The 17,986-nt window shown below is 50.9% G+C and carries 13 protein-coding genes; 6 read left to right on the top strand and 7 right to left on the bottom strand.

What is annotated here, in order from left to right:
* Window positions 1-79: 79 nt before the first annotated feature.
* Complete coding sequence (locus FH871_RS13490; RefSeq protein ID WP_138991933.1) at window positions 80-853, bottom strand: glycosyltransferase family 2 protein; 774 nt, start codon at window positions 851-853, stop codon at window positions 80-82.
* Window positions 854-916: 63 nt separating this feature from the next.
* The gene (locus FH871_RS13495; RefSeq protein WP_138991934.1) at window positions 917-2,632 is read right to left on the bottom strand and encodes a hypothetical protein; all 1,716 of its coding nucleotides are present in this window, start codon (window positions 2,630-2,632) and stop codon (window positions 917-919) included.
* Window positions 2,633-3,056: 424 nt separating this feature from the next.
* Between FH871_RS13495 and topA the strand changes: the two genes are divergently transcribed.
* On the top strand, window positions 3,057-5,609 hold the full coding sequence (topA, locus tag FH871_RS13500) for a type I DNA topoisomerase (RefSeq protein WP_138991935.1): 2,553 nt from the start codon (window positions 3,057-3,059) through the stop codon (window positions 5,607-5,609).
* Window positions 5,610-5,776: 167 nt separating this feature from the next.
* Window positions 5,777-6,487: an NAD-dependent deacylase gene (locus FH871_RS13505; RefSeq protein ID WP_138991936.1), complete on the top strand. Its 711-nt coding sequence runs from the start codon at window positions 5,777-5,779 to the stop codon at window positions 6,485-6,487.
* Here FH871_RS13505 and FH871_RS13510 read toward each other — a convergent pair.
* Entirely contained in the window at window positions 6,465-7,355 is an 891-nt protein-coding gene (locus tag FH871_RS13510) for a YitT family protein (protein ID WP_114409298.1), read from the bottom strand. The two genes, FH871_RS13505 and FH871_RS13510, sit on opposite strands and share 23 nt — an antisense overlap.
* 163 nt (window positions 7,356-7,518) lie before the next feature.
* The gene (locus FH871_RS13515; protein ID WP_138991937.1) at window positions 7,519-7,887 is read right to left on the bottom strand and encodes a hypothetical protein; all 369 of its coding nucleotides are present in this window, start codon (window positions 7,885-7,887) and stop codon (window positions 7,519-7,521) included.
* A 163-nt stretch (window positions 7,888-8,050) separates the two neighbouring features.
* On the opposite strand from FH871_RS13515, the gene FH871_RS13520 reads away from it, so the two are divergent.
* Window positions 8,051-8,932 carry a bifunctional 5,10-methylenetetrahydrofolate dehydrogenase/5,10-methenyltetrahydrofolate cyclohydrolase gene (locus FH871_RS13520; protein WP_138991938.1) on the top strand — a complete coding sequence of 294 codons (882 nt, stop codon included), beginning with the start codon at window positions 8,051-8,053 and terminating at the stop codon, window positions 8,930-8,932.
* A gap of 91 nt (window positions 8,933-9,023) precedes the next feature.
* Here the strand turns inward: FH871_RS13520 and FH871_RS13525 are convergent, their stop codons facing one another.
* A complete protein-coding gene (locus FH871_RS13525; RefSeq protein WP_138991939.1) occupies window positions 9,024-11,930 on the bottom strand; it encodes a hypothetical protein in 2,907 nt (968 codons plus the stop codon).
* 145 nt (window positions 11,931-12,075) lie between these two features.
* Here FH871_RS13525 and FH871_RS13530 point away from each other — a divergent pair, with 145 nt between their 5' ends.
* The gene (locus FH871_RS13530) at window positions 12,076-12,516 is read left to right on the top strand and encodes a response regulator (protein WP_138991940.1); all 441 of its coding nucleotides are present in this window, start codon (window positions 12,076-12,078) and stop codon (window positions 12,514-12,516) included.
* Between the two features lie 13 nt (window positions 12,517-12,529).
* Here the strand turns inward: FH871_RS13530 and FH871_RS13535 are convergent, their stop codons facing one another.
* Together FH871_RS13535 and FH871_RS13540 are read right to left on the bottom strand one after the other, a co-directional pair.
* On the bottom strand, window positions 12,530-13,531 hold the full coding sequence (locus tag FH871_RS13535; RefSeq protein WP_138991941.1) for a hypothetical protein: 1,002 nt from the start codon (window positions 13,529-13,531) through the stop codon (window positions 12,530-12,532).
* Window positions 13,532-13,604: 73 nt separating this feature from the next.
* The gene (locus FH871_RS13540; RefSeq protein ID WP_138991942.1) at window positions 13,605-15,035 is read right to left on the bottom strand and encodes an aldehyde dehydrogenase family protein; all 1,431 of its coding nucleotides are present in this window, start codon (window positions 15,033-15,035) and stop codon (window positions 13,605-13,607) included.
* Between the two features lie 73 nt (window positions 15,036-15,108).
* Here FH871_RS13540 and FH871_RS13545 point away from each other — a divergent pair, with 73 nt between their 5' ends.
* Together FH871_RS13545 and FH871_RS13550 are read left to right on the top strand one after the other, a co-directional pair.
* On the top strand, window positions 15,109-16,209 hold the full coding sequence (locus FH871_RS13545; RefSeq protein ID WP_138991943.1) for a helix-turn-helix transcriptional regulator: 1,101 nt from the start codon (window positions 15,109-15,111) through the stop codon (window positions 16,207-16,209).
* Window positions 16,210-16,739: 530 nt separating this feature from the next.
* Window positions 16,740-17,984 carry a hypothetical protein gene (locus FH871_RS13550; RefSeq protein ID WP_138991944.1) on the top strand — a complete coding sequence of 415 codons (1,245 nt, stop codon included), beginning with the start codon at window positions 16,740-16,742 and terminating at the stop codon, window positions 17,982-17,984.
* Window positions 17,985-17,986: the final 2 nt, after the last annotated feature.

A 17,986-nucleotide genomic window follows, 5' to 3' on the forward strand; every position in this document is an offset into this window, starting at 1 on the left:
AATTTTCCCGATAATTTGTAAACGTTATCGCTATTCTGTCCCTTTTGCGAGCCTATTTGTAGAAACAAGGCCGGTGGAGTCAATTACTACTCGACATGGCCTTAGGGGTGTCCATCGTGAGGTCGGTTTGCGAGCGGGGTTTCCAGTCCAGCAAATTGTATTTCAAAATGCAGAAAATGGCCCGAAACCCGTCACGCCAGCCGATTTTCTTTCCTTCCTGATACGTCCGGCCATAATAGGAGATGCCGACTTCGTAGATCCGGATGCCCGGAATGCGGGCAATCTTGGCGGTTACTTCCGGTTCGAAGCCAAACCGCTTTTCGTTCAGATCGATCGACTTGATGATTTCGCTGCGAAACACTTTGAAACAGGTTTCCATGTCGGTCAGGTTCAAATCAGTGAGCATGTTCGAGAGCAGCGTCAAAAACCGGTTGCCCACGGTATGCCAGAAATACAACACCCGGTGTGGCCGCCCGCCCATGAAACGGGACCCGTACACCACATCCGCCCGGCCCGCCAGCAATGGTTGCAGCAAATGGCCATATTCTTCGGGATCATATTCCAGATCGGCGTCCTGAATGATGATAAAATTCCCGTGAGCGCATTGAATTCCTACCCGCAGCGCTTCGCCTTTCCCCTGATTAACAGCCTGTTTGATGTAGTGTATGGTCGTGTCGGCATGATCCTCGTTAAACCGCCGGACAATCGATTCAGTTTGATCCGTAGAACCGTCGTCTACGACGATAATTTCCCGACTCAACTGACCAGGAAGGCCGACTTCGGCCACTCGTTTCAAAACGAATCCGATGGTTTTTTCCTCGTTGTAAGCAGGAATGATAATCGATAAAAGCATAGGGAAAAGTGAGTTTATCCCCTATTTTAACAGGTTTTATTTACTTTATTAACAAAAAGGTTACTAATTTTTATTTCGACTGACGAGCGTACTCCGAAACCCATCCGCGACGGTTTGGCCCCGCAATTCCAGATCCGGATAAAAATAGGGAGAGCAGGGTTCCTCCAGTTCGTAACAACTCTGAAGGGTGGGGGTATTGACCGGAACCAGCACCACCAAACCACTTTGGGTACGTTGGCGGGTGAACATTTCGGCTTCCGTGCCGTGGGTGCGATACGTCAGCGGTTTGGGCAACAATGCATAGGTTTGCAGGGGAAACCGTTCTTTCCAGAGAAAAACATACCCATAATACCCCAATAAAATACTGATCAGCCCCACCACCAGGGCGTTGGTCCAGGGCATGATGTTCCAGTAGTTGGTTTTGGTAGGAAAGAAGGGTAAAACGGGCAAAAAAGTGGTCATCCAGACAAAGGCATACCCGAAGCGGAATTCCGGGGCCGACAGAAACCAGAACAGAAAACCGGCCAGAGCGGCTCCATACGGAAGTACCAGCGGTTGAAACCGGGTTCGTCGCGCCGGATTGAAAAAATGGCTCAGGGCCAGAAAAGGCGACACGACGGCCAGCAGCCAGGTTGGTTTGTTCAGGAAATAATAATCTTTGTATTGCCACCAGGCCGGAATCCATTCCGACGCCGGTGTTTTCAGGAGTGAGGCATCAAAATACGGTTCGATAATCCGGAATTTGGCCCAGAACTCGACAAAATCCTTTTCAAAACGCACCCGTTCAACCGGAATTTCCCAATCGAATGAAAACAGGTCCAGCGCCGGAAAAGGATACAGCAGATACCCCGACAGAATCGTCGTACGAATCATCCAGGGCAAAACCGTCAGCAGGCCCAATCCGCCCAGCCACACAATATGACGGCCAGTAAGCTGTTTTCTGAACGCCCACGCAAGCGGCACGAGAACCAGCGCAATGGGAATCGTCGCTAATTTGACAGTAATGCAAACACAAACCAACATGAAGAGGAGGACGTGCCGAATGGAGAAAACCGGACGAAGTTCCAGCCAGATCAGGAAGATGGTGATGGGCAGCAGTGCCCCCCAGACATCGGGCGTCGGCGAAAAAACCTGCCGGATCTGGTAAAAAAGAAGGAGGCTCAGAATGACAACGGCTAAAAACCGGACGGGCGTGGCTGAGCGAATCTGACTCAAGAGCCGCCAGCAGACAACGAGATACAGAAATCCGTTGAGCGGAAACAGCGTCTGACCGGCCCAGTCTGTAAACCCAAAGGCCGCCGAAGTGACCAGAAAACTGGAGTTAAATGCCAGCCGTCCGTGTAGATTGCCCAGACCGGGAATGACCCGAAACCGTTCGTACCAGCGCATGGAAGGCAAATGATACATGCCACTGTCGATGTTAGCGGGTTCGAGGGTTGAGTAGAGCAGCACAACCACCACAAACAGCCAGAAAAGCGGAATCTGTTTTTGCTGCCGGGTAAATCGACGGAAATAAGCCGACACCGATGCCGTAGACCCTGCGGCCATCAAAACCGCCCCGGCCAGCCAGCCCAGAGCCAGGTAGTGATTGGCGGGCAAAAAAATGGAGGCCAGTTGCACAAACATAACGAGCAGACATAGGCCGACCAACACCAGGTCACTCCCTTTGACCGGTTCCGAACCATCGATCAACCGCCACCGAATCAACACGCTATAGAAAAACAGACCATATGCAAAACAACCGGACGCCAGAAACGCCCACAGAATCAGAAGTATCATTTTAAGAATTTGAAGCGATTAAAACCGTAAGATCGTCCGCCGAAGTGGTCATGGCAGATCGTTTCATCATTCAACATTAGGCATTTTAGGGGTTCAATTCACAAATTAATTTATTTCTTTTCTAAACGGCGTCAACTATCGGCGAACTCAGGGGCTTCAACGCTGTTACTACAAGCGGGTTAAATCGGCCATGCCGTTGTCTATCCGTGGTTTTAAGCCCCAATCCTGCGGTTGGATCTGATCATTTTTACCTAGTTTCCCTGAACGTTTAGCCCCCTGAAATCGTTATAAAAACGCAGCAATCACCCGCCCGGCCACCTTTCCCGCCTGTAGATTTGTAAGTATTACGTCTTTTGCTTCTATATTTGGCACGAGACGTGGGGACCGATTGTCGGTGCAGTTTTAACATTCAACCTGAATCTATATGTCAAAAAACCTGGTTATCGTGGAATCACCCGCGAAGGCGAGGACCATTGAAGGGTATCTGGGTAAAGATTTCGTGGTGAAATCGAGCTATGGTCATGTTCGGGATTTGCCAAAAGATGATATGGCGATTGACATCCAGAATGGCTTTCGTCCGATCTACGAAGTTTCTCCCGATAAACGTCAGGTTATCAGTGAATTAAAGAAACTGGTAAAGGAATCTGAAGTCATCTGGCTCGCAACGGACGACGACCGCGAAGGGGAAGCCATCTCCTGGCATTTGAAAGAAGCACTGGGTCTGAAAGACGATACCAAACGGATTGTTTTTCATGAGATTACCAAAAAAGCGATTCAGAAGGCCATCGATTCACCCCGTCTGATCGATATTGATTTAGTCAATGCCCAGCAGGCCCGGCGCGTTCTCGACCGGCTGGTGGGGTTTGAGCTGTCACCGGTTTTGTGGAAAAAGATTAAATCGGGCAGTTCGATGGCTTTGTCGGCGGGTCGGGTGCAGTCGGTTGCGGTTCGGCTCATTGTGGAGCGTGAACGCGAAATCGATGGCCACAGCACCAAATCCAGCTACAAGGTTACGGCCCAGTTCATTGTCGACAACGGCAAGATTCTGAACGCCGAGCTGCCCAAAAATTTCGGTACGCTCGACGAAGCGCGCGCTTTTCTGGACAAATGCCGGGCAGCCATTTTCACGATCAAAAATCTGGAAACCAAACCCGCCAAGAAATCGCCTGCACCGCCCTTTACCACCTCGACGCTGCAACAGGAAGCCTCCCGCAAATTGTCGTTCTCGGTTTTGCAAACCATGACGCTGGCGCAGAAACTGTATGAAAGCGGGAAGATTTCGTATATGCGGACGGACTCGATCAGTCTGTCGCAGGAAGCCATCGACAAGGCGAAACAGGCGATTACAACCGACTTTGGGGAAAAATACGTTCATACCCGCCAATACAAAACCAAATCCGAATCGGCGCAGGAAGCCCACGAAGCCATCCGACCGACCGACTTTTCGGTCAAAACCGCCGGGGGTGACCGCAACGAACAACGCTTGTATGACCTGATCTGGAAACGCTCCATTGCCTCCCAAATGGCGGATGCGCAACTGGAACGGACGACAGCAACCATCGGCATTTCGACCACGCCGGAAGAATTGATTGCACAAGGTGAGGTGATCAAGTTCGACGGTTTTCTGAAAGTGTACCTGGAATCGACCGACGACGAAGACGAAGAAAGCAAAGGCATGCTGCCTCCGCTCTCCATTGGTCAGGTGTTGAATCTGGATCAGATGAAAGCCACCCAGCGATTCAGCCGACCTGCTCCCCGGTATACGGAAGCCAGTCTGGTGAAAAAACTGGAAGAAATGGGCATTGGCCGGCCGTCGACGTACGCGCCGACGATTTCGACCATTGTCAAACGGCAGTACGTCATCAAGGAAGACCGGCCCGGAAAAGAGCGCGATTTCAAGGAATTGATTTTGAAAAAAGGCGAAATCGAGGAAAAAACCGGCAAGGAAAATTACGGTTCCGAAAAAGCCAAGCTCTTCCCGACCAACATGGGGCTGGTGGTCAATGATTTTCTGGTCGAATACTTCGAAGGCATTGTCGATTATAAGTTTACGGCCAACGTCGAGAAGGAATTTGATGAGATCGCCAACGGCAAAATGGGTTGGCAGGACATGATCCAGAACTTCTACGGCGACTTCCACCGGAACGTTGAAACCGTGCAGGGTGCCGCCCTGACGGGATCAAAACCGGGTAGCCGTGATCTGGGAATTCACCCGGAATCGGGCAAAAAGGTGTCGGCCCGGCTGGGAAAATACGGCGCTTACGTCCAGATTGGCGAAGCCACCGACGAGGACAAACCGCAGTTTGCCAACCTCAAAAAAGACCAGTTGATCGAAACCATCTCACTCGAAGAGGCCCTTGATCTGTTCTCGCTGCCCCGCGAAGTCGGCTTTTTTGAAGACAAACCGATGGTGATCGGCATTGGCAAGTTTGGTCCGTACGTCCGGCACGACGATAAATACGTCTCGCTTTCGAAAGAAGACGATCCCTACACGATTACCGCCGAACGCACCGTCGAACTGATTCAGCAAAAGCGGTTGGAAAACATCAGCGAATCCATCGGGGAGTTTGAAGGCAAGCTGATTTCCACCGGAAAAGGTCGTTTTGGCCCGTACGTCAAACACGACGACAAATACATTTCACTGCCGAAAGGCGAATCGCCTGCTGGTTTAACGCTGGAACGCGCCATCGAACTGATTCAGGCCAAACGCTTGACGGAGAGCAATAAATACATCAAGGAGTTTCCGGAAAACCCGGCCGTGAAAGTCGTCAACGGCATGTATGGCCCCTACATTTCCATTGGAAAGCGGAATGTCAAAATCCCGAAGGATGTAGAACCGGCGACGTTGACCCTGGAAGACTGCCTGAAACTGGCGGGCGATACGGGTGGCGAGGAAAAACCCAAAGCGAAGAAGGTTACAAAAGCCCCGGCAACGCGTCCCGCTGCGGCCAAGAAAACCGCCGTGAAGAAGAAGTAATTATACGTCCGATTGTCAGGTACGAAGCCCCTCAATCAACACTGAGGGGCTTTTTTTACCCATTCCATTCCAGGCGATTTCCAACCCGATCGGTCATCTTCAGAAACACCCGTTTTTTAGTTTCCGAAAGTTGCCCTACTTTGAACGCGCATTCCATAGCTTGTATCATGCCCAAACGTCTTAAACTGGTTGTGCTTTCCGGTGCCGGGATCAGTGCCGAGAGCGGTTTGAAAACCTTCCGTGATTCCAACGGGCTGTGGGAAAACCACCGCATCGAAGATGTTGCTACGCCCGAAGGCTGGGCGAAAGATCCGGATCTGGTGCTTGAGTTTTATAACCAGCGCCGGAAACAGGCCCTGTCTGCCCAACCCAACGCCGGCCATCTGGCGTTGAAATCCCTGGAGGTGTACTATGAGGTGACCATCATCACCCAAAACGTCGATAATCTGCACGAAAAAGCCGGTTCATCGAACGTCATTCACCTGCACGGCGAACTGTTCAAGTCGCGCAGCACGCGGGATGAAAACCTGGTGTATGACATCAAAGGCTGGGAATTGAAACGAACCGACCGCTGCGAAAAAGGCGCACCGCTGCGCCCACACATTGTCTGGTTTGGCGAAGCCGTGCCGATGATGGAAACCGCCGTTGAACTGACCCATGCCGCCGACATTCTGATCATCGTTGGCACTTCGATGGTGGTTTACCCGGCGGCAGGTTTGATCGACTACGTCCGGCCGGGGGTCCCGATTTACGTGGTCGATCCGAACGTGCCGGATATACGTCCCCGCAAAAACCTGACGTTTATTCCCGAACCAGCCACGACAGGTTTGTCGCGGCTGGCCGAGCAGTTGATCGTTAATGCAACGGGCGGGGCTTGATCATCCCGCCTTTAACGTCGGCAATGCTGTGTTCAATCAGAAATGCCTTTTCATCGACTTCACTGATTTTATCTTTTAAACGGGTGATTTCGAGCCGGGTAACAACGGCATACAGAATATTGATGTCGTTTTCGCGCATGCCGCGTTTGCCAAAACCTTTTTCACCTTTCAAAACGGTTACCCCGCGTTCGAGTTCTTCCGTGATCAGTTGGCGCACCTCTTCGTGCCGATCCGACACGATCATGACGGCGATGTATTCTTCAATACCGTGAATGATAAAATCAACGGTTTTGGAGGCCGAGAGATACGTCAACATGGCATAAAGGGCGGTTTCGACGTTGATAAACACCGCGGCAGACCCAAAAATCAAAACGTTGATGATCATGATGACATCCCCTACCGACAGGGGTGAACGGCGGCTCACATAAATCGCCAGCACCTCCGTCCCATCCAGCACGCCCCCTCCCCGAATGGCCAGTCCAATTCCGGCACCGAGGAAAAAACCGCCAAAGACGGCTATCAACAGCTTATCCGTTGTCACAACCGGATACGGGATAAAAGCCAGACACAAAGCCAGTAATCCAATGGCGACGGCGGTTTTGAGGGCAAAAGTCCAGGAAACCTGACGGAATCCCATCCAGATAAACGGAATATTGACCACCACGACCAGAATAGCCAGGTCGATACCCGTTTTAATTTGAAGCAGCAGCGAAATACCGATCACGCCCCCGTCCAGAAAATCATTGGGCAATAAAAACCCTTTCAGCCCCATCCCGGCGCTGAGTACACCCAGTACAATCAATATGACCTCTTTTATTTCCCGAAAAACGGCTGAATTGCGAGCCCGTTGTATGCGTTTCTTTACCATAATGCCTGAGTTGATGGTGGATAACTAATTAGATTATCAAAACCGTATGTTTGTATTTACAGTCTTGCCCTGATCCGTTGACAAACTAGGTGATGTCATCGGCGGATAGAATCCCAACGAAGGCTCGCCGGAATATCAGGAGTAAATAATCAAATCAGGACCTTCAGGGGGCGTTAATGGCAATCTGGTGGCCAAAGAGACGCCGAAACCAGGAGAAGAAATAATAGAAAACGTCGCGCCGGAGGAAAAGGGCTACAGGTTTGATCAATACCCAAATCGCAGCAATAATCGCAAAAAAGGGCAGCGGAATCTGGTGGGAAACCGGAGGAGTAACCAGGGCTTCGTGAACAAACAAGTGCGCAAACCCGTCTGTCAGATGATCCGTCAGTTCATACCCGGTGGAGACATCGATCGTCGCCACTTTCACGAACGACTCCTTCACCCGCCCGTCGGACACCCTGACCCAGGAGACCAGCGTCCACCCAATCAGGAGGAAAGCAATCACATGAAAAAGGGGGCGATACAAGGGCATCAAAGAATCATTTTTAGTCAAACGATGGTAAAACCCATAGTGCGGTTTTTACAAGTATACTAAATTTTTCGCTCAAAAGCCAGCCTGCTTTCAAACAATGTGCAAGAAAACCGGTCAATCGTCTGCGTAAAACCGCTACCTTTGCGTTTTATCGAATTAGCGCATGCAACTCCTCGACGGAAAAGTTCTCTCCCAGCAAATCAAACAGGAACTCGCGGCAGAAGTCGCCGAAATCAAATCCCAGGGTGGCAAAACTCCGCACCTGGTCGCCATTCTGGTCGGCACGGCGGGGCGAAGTGAAACCTACGTAGCCAGCAAAATGAAAAGCTGCGAAGAAATCGGCATGGCCTCGACGCTCATCCGGTTCGATGATTCGGTTTCCGAAGCGGAGCTGATCGACGCCGTTCAGGCCGTAAACGCCAATCCGGACATGGACGGTCTGATTGTTCAGTTGCCCCTGCCCACCCACATTTCGGCCGACAAAGTCATGGAAACCATCGATCCGGCCAAAGACGTAGACGGTTTTCATCCGATCAACATTGGCCGGATGGCCAAGGGCTTACCAGCCTACATTTCGGCCACTCCGCAGGGCATTCTGGAAATGCTGCAACGGTATCAGATCGAAACCGCCGGCAAGCACTGCGTGGTGGTGGGCCGCAGCCAGATTGTGGGATTGCCAATGAGCATTCTGATGCAGCGCAACACCTACCCCGGCAATTGCACCGTAACCATGACCCACAGCCGGACGCAAAATCTGCCTGAAATCTGTCGTTCGGCGGATATTCTGATTGCCGCTCTGGGTCGACCGGAATTTATCACCGCCGACATGGTGAAAGAAGGGGCCGTGGTAATCGACGTCGGGCTGGAACGCGTACCGGATGCCTCCAAAAAGAGCGGTTTTGCGCTGAAAGGCGATGTAAAATTCGACGAGGTGGCTCCCAAAACGAGCTACATCACCCCCGTTCCTGGTGGCGTCGGCCTGATGACGATCTGCTCCCTGATGCAAAATACGCTGAAATCGGCCCGCAAGGAAGTTTATCATTGAGTGGTATTTCGTTGAGTGGTTGAGCGATTTGTGATTGAGTGACAAGGCGACAGGCTCTACACTCAATCGCTCAATCACAAATCACTCAATGCTAAAAGCCAAGCCCGATCACCAGCGGTTGCACCAGCAGCTCACCGGTTTTGAGGTTATAGATGGTTCGCATCCCCGCTTCAAATGGCGTGCGTAACCGCATGACGTTGAAAACAAACGAGAGATCCAGTCCTGTCGTGTAAAACTGATCCGTGACCACCCGGTTTTGTCCCTGCACGAGCACCTGACTCTCCCCCTGGGCGGCATCGTAAAAACCGGTGGCTTTGACCCGCTGAATGTAGACCCAGCGCCCAATCGACCAGTGGGGATTGAGCAGCGGCAGGCGGTATTCCACACTGCCTGCCATCAACTGGTCATAACTGACATACGACTGTCCGCGCGGATAGAAAACCGCCGGTGCAAACCGGTATGTTCCCTGCATTTGCTGTTGATAACCCGCCCGCAGGCGCAACGAATGGTGTTTTCCTACCCCCGGAAAATACAGACTTCCCTGCACTGCCCACAAGTCACCGGTTAGCTTCCCGCCAAAAGGCGTGTTTCGCCAGACGGCCGAAACTGCCTGTCCCCAGCGGGGCCCGACGTCGCGTTTGCTCTGTTTCAGGGTGCGTGAATAGGATGCCGCGTAGGACATGCCATGCAGCACGCGGTCAAAGCCGACTTCCGTGATGGGACGCACCGGCAGGTCATACCCGCTCACCTGCTGCAAGTTGTAATAAGCGGATAAAGAAGCGCTTTGAAAATACTTCGAGGTCGTGAGCTGGAGCGGAATCCGGATGCCGGCGTTCAACTGGTTGTAATTCCAGGCGTCACTCCGCAACGAATCGAGCGGTGCCCGGCGGTCGATGTAGACGGACGTGGACCGTTGGCCCCGCTGAAAACCAAGGTCAATGATGGGAAAAAGCCCCTGATAGCTGAGATTTCCGTAGTAATTCACCGTTCGTTCCGACTGGTCATACCCCACACCCAGATCGATTTGGGTGGTGCTCAGGAGATCCTGCGACCGCAAACCGACCGTTCCACTTTGGCCGTCGGAACTCACCACCGGCCCCCAGCTATACACATTGACGGCGTTCAGCAACCGGTTAAAGCGTTTTTTAGGAAAATCCATCGTTGGCGACAGCGAATCGGCCAGGGCCATCCGCACCTGCGTCCCGCCTGCTTCCTGACTGATCAATGGGCCAAAATAACGAACGGTGCCATCGCGAACCTCGCCGACGGGAGTCCACCGGGACGGATCGAGCGGCATTTCGGCGATGCGGTAGCCTTCGGCGTAAAAGTCGTGGAAGCTCAGTTTCTGGCCATCGGCGGAGACTGTCGGGTGATAGGCCCCGAGTGGCCGGGAGGTTACCTGATACGACTGCCCGGTTTGGGTGTCGATCGCATAAATATTGTCGATGCCGGACCGGGGCGAATTGTAGAAAACATAGTGTTTCCAGGGTTGGGGATGGCTGATGTTCTGCCCGGAAACCGGCATCAAATCACGTCGAATATTCGTTTCAGAATCAATGGATTGAATCGTTTTTCCGGCTTTGGTGCGGGTCACCACCACCAGCGTCCGGTTGTCGTCCTGCCAGCGGGGCTGACCATAAAAGTCATTCTCCGGATTGTCCAGAACCCGCAGTTCCTGACCGGTCTGGGCGTCGAGAATGACCAGCCGGATTTGGTATGATTCGTCGTTGCGGACGGCCACCACCCGGGATCCATCGGGCGACAGGGACGCTACCGAATAGCGGCTGTGGCTGGACAACCGTTTGAGTTGGCGGGATTTCAAATCGAAAAGCTTGATTTCGGACTGAATGCGTTGCCCGAAACGGACATCATACCGGAATTCGGTCCAGCAGATTTTCCCGGCGGCCACCGAAAGCATTTCGGGGTTGTTGTATAAACCGGGTACCATGACTTTGGATTCCATGCCATTCCGGTTCAGCCGCACAAATTGCGCAATATCCCCCAACCCGGATTTCAAGGCGATTACTTCGTGGTCTGAAATGTACTGCGGATATTGATAATTGGTAAACACCTTTCCCGAAGCAGTAACCGGAAAGGTAACCGCACCGGTTAAATGCAAATCTTCCTGTTGTTTCCGCCAGCTTTCTTCGATATCGTCCATCGACCGTCGGTAGAGTTCTTCAATCCGGTAATTCGTCGTTTTTTTTACGCTGTTGGAAAACGAAAACGGATACAGTGGAAACCGGTAATAGCGATTCAGGGCCTTGCTCCAGGCATCTGAGCCGTAGGTGCGTTTTAAATACGTAGACATAAAGTATCCCAGAACGTAATGATTGGGTACATTGTCCCGGTATGATCCGCCGACGGCTTTGGGATACCGGAACCGTTTTCCGGCCAGCAGATTGGCCCGCATGCCCAGATCGAAGTTCGGAATACGTCCGCGACCGCCCAGCGTCAGAGCAGTTTCCGTACCCACGGCGTCGCCTTCCCAAAACCAGTCCGGCACGCCCAGTGTCAGGGCCGTGAAGGCGGAATTTCCAAAAACCGTATACGCCAGCCGCGTCAGTCCCTGCAAGGCTTTATCGTATTGAACCACGTGCCGGAACTCGTGAACGGCCAGCAGATCGAGCCACTCGAGATTGCCGGCCAGAAAAGGGTCCTGGGATGGAATGGCAAAAAACTCCGAACGCCGGGGCATCATGGTCACAAAACCGTTGCTGATCATCGTCTGGTTCTGGAGAACCACCGACAACTTGCGGGGTCTCTTTTGCAGCGTCGCACTGACGGGTTCATACACCTGCTCCAGTCGCCGGGCAGTTTGTTGAGCGGTTTGGTCGAAACCGGTCGGATACAGCACCCGAAAGTGGGGTGTTTGTAGTTGATACCAGTGCAGGCGGGGGGGATTTTGATCCAGAACGGGGAGGGTCTGAGCCGCAGCCGACAGGGTTGTAAGCAGAAAAACCGGCAACCAATAGCGCATAATTTCGAAAGAGGCCATCAAAAAAATTGGACCGGTAAGGTACACAAAAGCGCTAAACAATCGAACTGGGGCGAAATATGATTTACAAGTTGGCAATAAACCGGAAAACTGCTACCTTCAATCTCTCATTTAGGGCCATTGTCCGGCACCTATTCATTTCTTTATGTTGCCCAACCGACCTTTTACCATATTAGTTGCCGAAGACGATGAAGAAGATCGGCTATTGCTGGATGAAGCGTTTATGCAAAATGGGTTGTTCGACTGCGGACGGTTTGTCGAAGATGGGGATCAGGTCATCGACTATCTGATGAATTGCATTGGCCCGGAGGCCGTCAACCCGCTTCCGTCGCTGGTCATTATGGACATCAATATGCCCCTCCGGAATGGATTGGAGACTCTTCAGGCAATTCGGTCCGACCACCAGTTAAAAAATATTCCGGTATTGATTCTGACTTCATCGCGGCAGGAGGTGGAAAAAGCGTACCGCTTGGGTGCCAATTCCTACCTTGTCAAGCCCATCCAGTTTACGGAGTTGATTCAAATGATCAGCGACGTTACGACGTATTGGCGGGATACCGTCAATCTGCCTTACAATGAATATTGATCTTTTCCCGGCCTTATCGCACCATGTGATAGAGTACGGAAGCCCGAAAACGAATCTCTCTTAAGGCTTTATTTCCCAGCAATCCTCCCCCCGTATAGTACCGGTGGATAATGTTTTTGCTATTGCCCTGAAAATGGAGCGTATGGAGAATGATTTCTTTTTTCAACAACAGGTTATAGGCAACTGGGTGTCCATTTTTGATCACGATTTTCTTGCGCCCCAGTCCAAATTCGTATTCATCCAGATCGTAATTGGTTGCCATTGAAATGTTGTGATCGAAAGCTGACCCATTCAGACAAGCCGACAGATTACGGATGCGCGAATTTTCTTCCTCGTAATAAACATACAAAGCCGTCATGTCCGAAATGCCGGCCCGGTCGTTTTTAATGATTTTCTCCGCCCGGATCTGATCCATGAATGTGATGAACCGGGGCAGGGTATACAGGTTACTCATCAGATCGCAAAACTGGCTGATTCCCTCCCAGGTCCAGTAAGACGAATGGCCCGATGCTGACCGAACCCACTGGTAGTCAACGCCAACATTATAAGCAGCCTGGTATTTCGTCAAGCCGGCCTGGTTAACGTAGTGAGAAATGTCCGAATAAATCATCACATCCGAATCGGCCACAAAAACCTGTTGATAGCCTTCGCGTCGCATCAGTTCTTTCACCAGATACCAGCGCACAAAACAGAACAGTTCGTAGTCGTAATGATTGGGAGACTGGTGCTGATAGACACTTTTAAACCAGTCCGTTTCCGAATTTAACAAATCACTGACGTTGTGGTGAATCAAAAACGGAAACCGGTTATTGTCGGCATCTCCCAGGAGGTGAATCGGGCTGTCGGGATTGGAGTGAGCAGCTTGCCGCAGGGTATATTCCAGGTAAAAACTGTAGTGCTGATGAACGAAAATGATCGGAATGCCCGATCGACCTCCCGACTTTTGGTTTTGGTCCCGGGTGGTTCCGGGAACGGTTTCTTTCAAGTCGGCAGAGGAAGGAGACGTATTTATCATACAGAGGCTGTTGAGTAAAAACTGATACTAATATAGCAATCTTATCAATTGACCCAATATGGAGTCGATTCGTTTAAAAAAATTTTAAAATTATTTTTACCATTCGTTTAACTTTGTCTGAATAAGGCGGATATAGTAACTTTAAGTTTCCAAACTGACGTTTCACCACCCCGCGGGCATTGGAAAATTCCTGAAAACCATAAAAACCGTTCGATTTTCCGATCCCACTCTGATTGACTCCTCCCACCGGCAATTCAGCATGGGCAAAGTGAATGATCGTGTCATTGAGAACCGTATTCCCGGCCGTCGTTCGGTTCAGCCAGAACTGGCGGTTTGATTCTTTGCCGCTAAAAATATACAAGACGAGCGGTTTGGGCCGCCCGCCCAGAAAACGAACCACTTCTTCGCGGGTATCATACGGAATGACGGGCAAAAGAGGACCAAAAATTTCTTCCTGCATCACGGCCATTTTTACCGTCACATTTTCGAGCAGCGTAGGCTCCATCAACCGGTCACCGGCATCCGTTTGCCCACCGATCGACACGGTGGCTCCTTTCTGTACGGCATCGTCCAACAGGGATTTAAGCCGCTGGAAATGCCGGTCATTGATGATCCGGGCATAACTTTCGGAAGCCTGAATCCCCTTCCCCTCCGCATCGTACATGACCCGAATCGCTTCACGAATCTCCCGGATAAACCGGTCTTTTTCCGACCGCTGAATCAGAATGAAATCCGGAGCGACGCAGGTCTGTCCGTTGTTGATCCATTTTCCCCAGGCAATCTGCCGGGCTGCGGTCCGGATTTCAGCGGTTTCGTCAATAATGACGGGCGACTTTCCGCCCAGTTCCAGGGTAACGGACGTCAGGTTCCGGGCTGCTGCCGTCATCACCCCTTTTCCAACTTCCGAACTGCCTGTAAAGAAAATATGATCAAAAGGTAATTCCAATAAGTATTGAGCCAACGTAGCATCCCCCTCCAAAACTGCCACTTCTTCCGGTGGAAATAGCTGCTGCACCAGCACCCGAAGGAAAGCAGAAGCACCAGGAGACTGCTCAGACGGTTTGATGAACGCCGTATTCCCGGCGGCTATCGCCGAAATGAGTGGTTTCAAAGTCAGATAAATAGGGTAATTCCAGGGTGAAATGATGAGCGTAACACCCTTGGGTTCATACTGTATATAGCTGGTTATTCCCAGCATACCCAGCGGTGTAGGAACCGGCTGGGGTTTCATCCATCTTTTCAGATGACGGATGGCCACATTCAGTTCGTTGATCGTGCCATACACCTCGGTCAAATCGGTTTCGGTTGCTGGTTTCCGGGAATCGGCATAAAGTGCCTTTGCTAAAACCGTTCGGTTCGCCAGCAGATACGCTTGTATCTTTTTCAGTTTAGCCACCCGTTCCCCGGCCGATGATTCTTTCAGAAAAACCGTCTGTCGGCGTTGGGCATCGAACAAATCCCGAAGCTGTGTCTTATTTTCGCAATTAAATGGCGGCAAGATCATTGCATGATTACGTTTTCATGAAAAAACAGGTAATAATACAGAAATACTAATATTTTTGTCAAAACACTGCCCGATGAGTATTGTCAGCAACAACATTAAATACCTTCGCCGGCTCAATGGGTTGACTCAGGAACAGTTTGCCCGGCGGATTGGCATCAAACGATCACTGTTGGGGGCTTACGAAGAAGCCCGGGCCAACCCTAATCTGGACAATCTAATGTCGATTGCCCGCGCGTTCAGCACCACGGTCGATAATCTGTTGAAAAGTGATTTGCGGAAAATCCGTGAAACACCCGATCTGTCGTTGCCGCTCGACCGCCCGTCGTCAGGTACCCAGCCCTCCACCGGTTTTCCGGCCTCGCCCCTGCCAAAGGAGATTGTCGAAACTGAAAATACCGCGTCTGCTCCCCAGGCTCTCTCGTCCGTTCTTGAAAAATACTACCAGCAACCGGCCACCAAGCCCCCGGTAAACTTTCAGAAACCGGTCGATCATTACCCGCCTGCCCAGCCGCAAATCAAGCTGGTATCGCAACGGATTGTTCCCCGGCCGGTTTCGCGTCGCGAAGGATTCTCACCTTTTTCTTTGTCTGGTAATCCGCCTTCACCACAACCTTTGTCTTTCAATAATAGTTACGATACTACGCGAACGGTAACCAGTTCGCCCCCCGAACACCGCAGTTCGGCCGAAACGTATTCAACCAGTACAATTGCTTATGTTCGCAAGCGGCAGTTCAGCGATTATATGCAGCGGTACCAGCAGCCCGATTTTCTGAATCGGTTGGCGATTTTACAATTACCTTTGCTCCCTCCCGACACTTATCGGGCTTTTGAAGCGGGGGAAGAGTTTGCCTTTCCGGGCGCGGTGCTCATTGGCAAATACATCCGGAACTGGTATGATATTGCCGACAACAAGCTGTATGTCCTGTTGATCCAGAACCAGGGCATCCTGTGCCGCCGGGTTTTCAATCAGGTCAAATTAAAAGGTACATTGCTGTTGTCTTCCGATCAACCCTCAATCAACAGCCGGGAAGTTTCCATTCGTGAAGTGATCGAAGTGTGGGAGGTTTCGGCTTTTATCAGTCAGCAAATGCCCGAAGCAAGCCCTTCCCTGGATGGCATTCGAACCCTGGTTGAGGACCTGCAGTATGAACTGGATCGCATTCAGAAAAAATAATGCAGGCAGGCATCATCCGAATGTACAGTGCGCTTACTAAAGTATATTGACAACGTTACCGACTTACTAGTGTGAACACCCTGTTAATCAATCAGTCAACGACGAAAAACCCTGTTTTTATCCATATTTTAAATTGGATATCGGGTTTTGTAAGCGTCGGTGCTATTGTTTTTTTTGTCTATTATGTCGCCATTTATTCCGTCAACTTCCCTTTCCAGGATGACAACACTTTTCTTCAGTTAATAACTGAAATTAGAAAAGGGTTAAGCTGGCCAGAAACAATTTCTACTTTTTTTCGGGCGGATAACGATCACCGTATTTTCGTACCCCGCTTCGTTTCCTACATCGATTACCTGATTAACGGCCATTTGAATTTTAGAAGTTACATTTTTATTGCTGCGTTCAACTTAATTCTTGTGGCGGGTTATATCTATGGGTTATTTCGGCAGTTAAAGCTTCCGCTGGCGTATTTCCTTCCCATTCCGTTATTTATTTTTCAGCCCCAATACCATGAAGTTACCATATGGGCCTTGACTGGATTGCAACACATCACCCTGCTTCTGCTCCTGTGCGCCTGCCTGCTTCTTCTTCAGGAACCGGCACCGGTTCGGGTCGCGATGGCCGTCTTTCTATCCCTTCTGGCTACTTACACACACGGAAATGGCATACTGGTGTTCGCAACCGGTTTTTTTATTCTGTTGATTAACCGGCATTACGTTGTTTTGCTGCCCTGGACCCTGGCCATGTTGATCGCTTTAGCCGGTTATCTGGCGGGCTACACACCCGGCAGTGGGGTCAAAAGCAGCATCGAGTGGCCGCTCATTCCGGCTGCTTTTGTAGCAAAAATTGGAGCAATCCTGTCGACCTGGCCTTCTTTATCCATCGGTGCTCCAATCCTCTGGGGAACCTTGATCTGCATTCTGGTCATTCCATCCATGCTGGTGGCGGTTTATCAAAGCTTCCGCAACAAGGAGACCCAACCGACGGTTACCCACACGATATTTGCATTTTTTTGTTTTATATTTTTAACGACGGGATTGATTACGATTTATCGGGCTTCCTCCGAAATCGTCCTGGAAAACCGCTTTAAAATTTATGCGGCTTTCAGCTCTGTTTTCTTGTATTTATTTCTCCTCATCACGTATCCTAAACTGCGCCGGGCTACTTATGCATTCTTCGTCGTTTTTGCGATTCTTTTTTATTTAAGTTCCTACTTTCTCTACACGCCTGAAGTCGTTAACAAATATACCCGTTACGTTGCCGACACGTATAACTGGCGAAAAAACCAAACGGAATTATGCAATTTTAGTTCCATCGAAAGCAGCATAGAGTTTCTGGTCCCGGCCTATCAGCAGGGCTATTGGCAGCTGCCTGAACGATTCGCGGATTTTGACGAACGGCTGAAAGCTACCATCCGGCAGAATCGTTTCGAACCACTTATTTTCCAGACTAAGCACTACCTCCACGAAGGAAACGGCCCTCCACAATTGCTGATTGAAACCGCCGAATTTCCACTTCGCCGTCGGCAGTTGCGCGATGAATTGTTTGTGGTGCTGCACGATGAAACCGCCCAGCGTACGTATCTGACCGGAACGCTGCCGAAAATGGCAGGCTGGCGTCGGTTGCTCACGGAAGGGGTTTATTTTGGAAACGGTTTTTCGACTACCGTGCCGTTGAAAGCCACCCAACCGGGACAATACCGCCTGGGGTGCCTGCTGAAAAAAGCCGGCGGAAAATCGGAGCTGATCATGACGCAACAAACCGTGACACTGTAAAA

This window comes from Larkinella sp. C7 (assembly GCF_006149005.1).
Taxonomy (GTDB): Bacteria; Bacteroidota; Bacteroidia; order Cytophagales; family Spirosomataceae; genus Larkinella.

Coding starts and splice junctions, on each gene's coding strand:
- FH871_RS13490 (WP_138991933.1), bottom strand. CDS start 853: ATGCTTTTATCGATTATCATTCCTGCTTACAACGAGGAAAAAACCATC.
- FH871_RS13495 (WP_138991934.1), bottom strand. CDS start 2,632: ATGATACTTCTGATTCTGTGGGCGTTTCTGGCGTCCGGTTGTTTTGCA.
- topA (WP_138991935.1), top strand. CDS start 3,057: ATGTCAAAAAACCTGGTTATCGTGGAATCACCCGCGAAGGCGAGGACC.
- FH871_RS13505 (WP_138991936.1), top strand. CDS start 5,777: ATGCCCAAACGTCTTAAACTGGTTGTGCTTTCCGGTGCCGGGATCAGT.
- FH871_RS13510 (WP_114409298.1), bottom strand. CDS start 7,355: ATGGTAAAGAAACGCATACAACGGGCTCGCAATTCAGCCGTTTTTCGG.
- FH871_RS13515 (WP_138991937.1), bottom strand. CDS start 7,887: ATGCCCTTGTATCGCCCCCTTTTTCATGTGATTGCTTTCCTCCTGATT.
- FH871_RS13520 (WP_138991938.1), top strand. CDS start 8,051: ATGCAACTCCTCGACGGAAAAGTTCTCTCCCAGCAAATCAAACAGGAA.
- FH871_RS13525 (WP_138991939.1), bottom strand. CDS start 11,930: ATGGCCTCTTTCGAAATTATGCGCTATTGGTTGCCGGTTTTTCTGCTT.
- FH871_RS13530 (WP_138991940.1), top strand. CDS start 12,076: ATGTTGCCCAACCGACCTTTTACCATATTAGTTGCCGAAGACGATGAA.
- FH871_RS13535 (WP_138991941.1), bottom strand. CDS start 13,531: ATGATAAATACGTCTCCTTCCTCTGCCGACTTGAAAGAAACCGTTCCC.
- FH871_RS13540 (WP_138991942.1), bottom strand. CDS start 15,035: ATGATCTTGCCGCCATTTAATTGCGAAAATAAGACACAGCTTCGGGAT.
- FH871_RS13545 (WP_138991943.1), top strand. CDS start 15,109: ATGAGTATTGTCAGCAACAACATTAAATACCTTCGCCGGCTCAATGGG.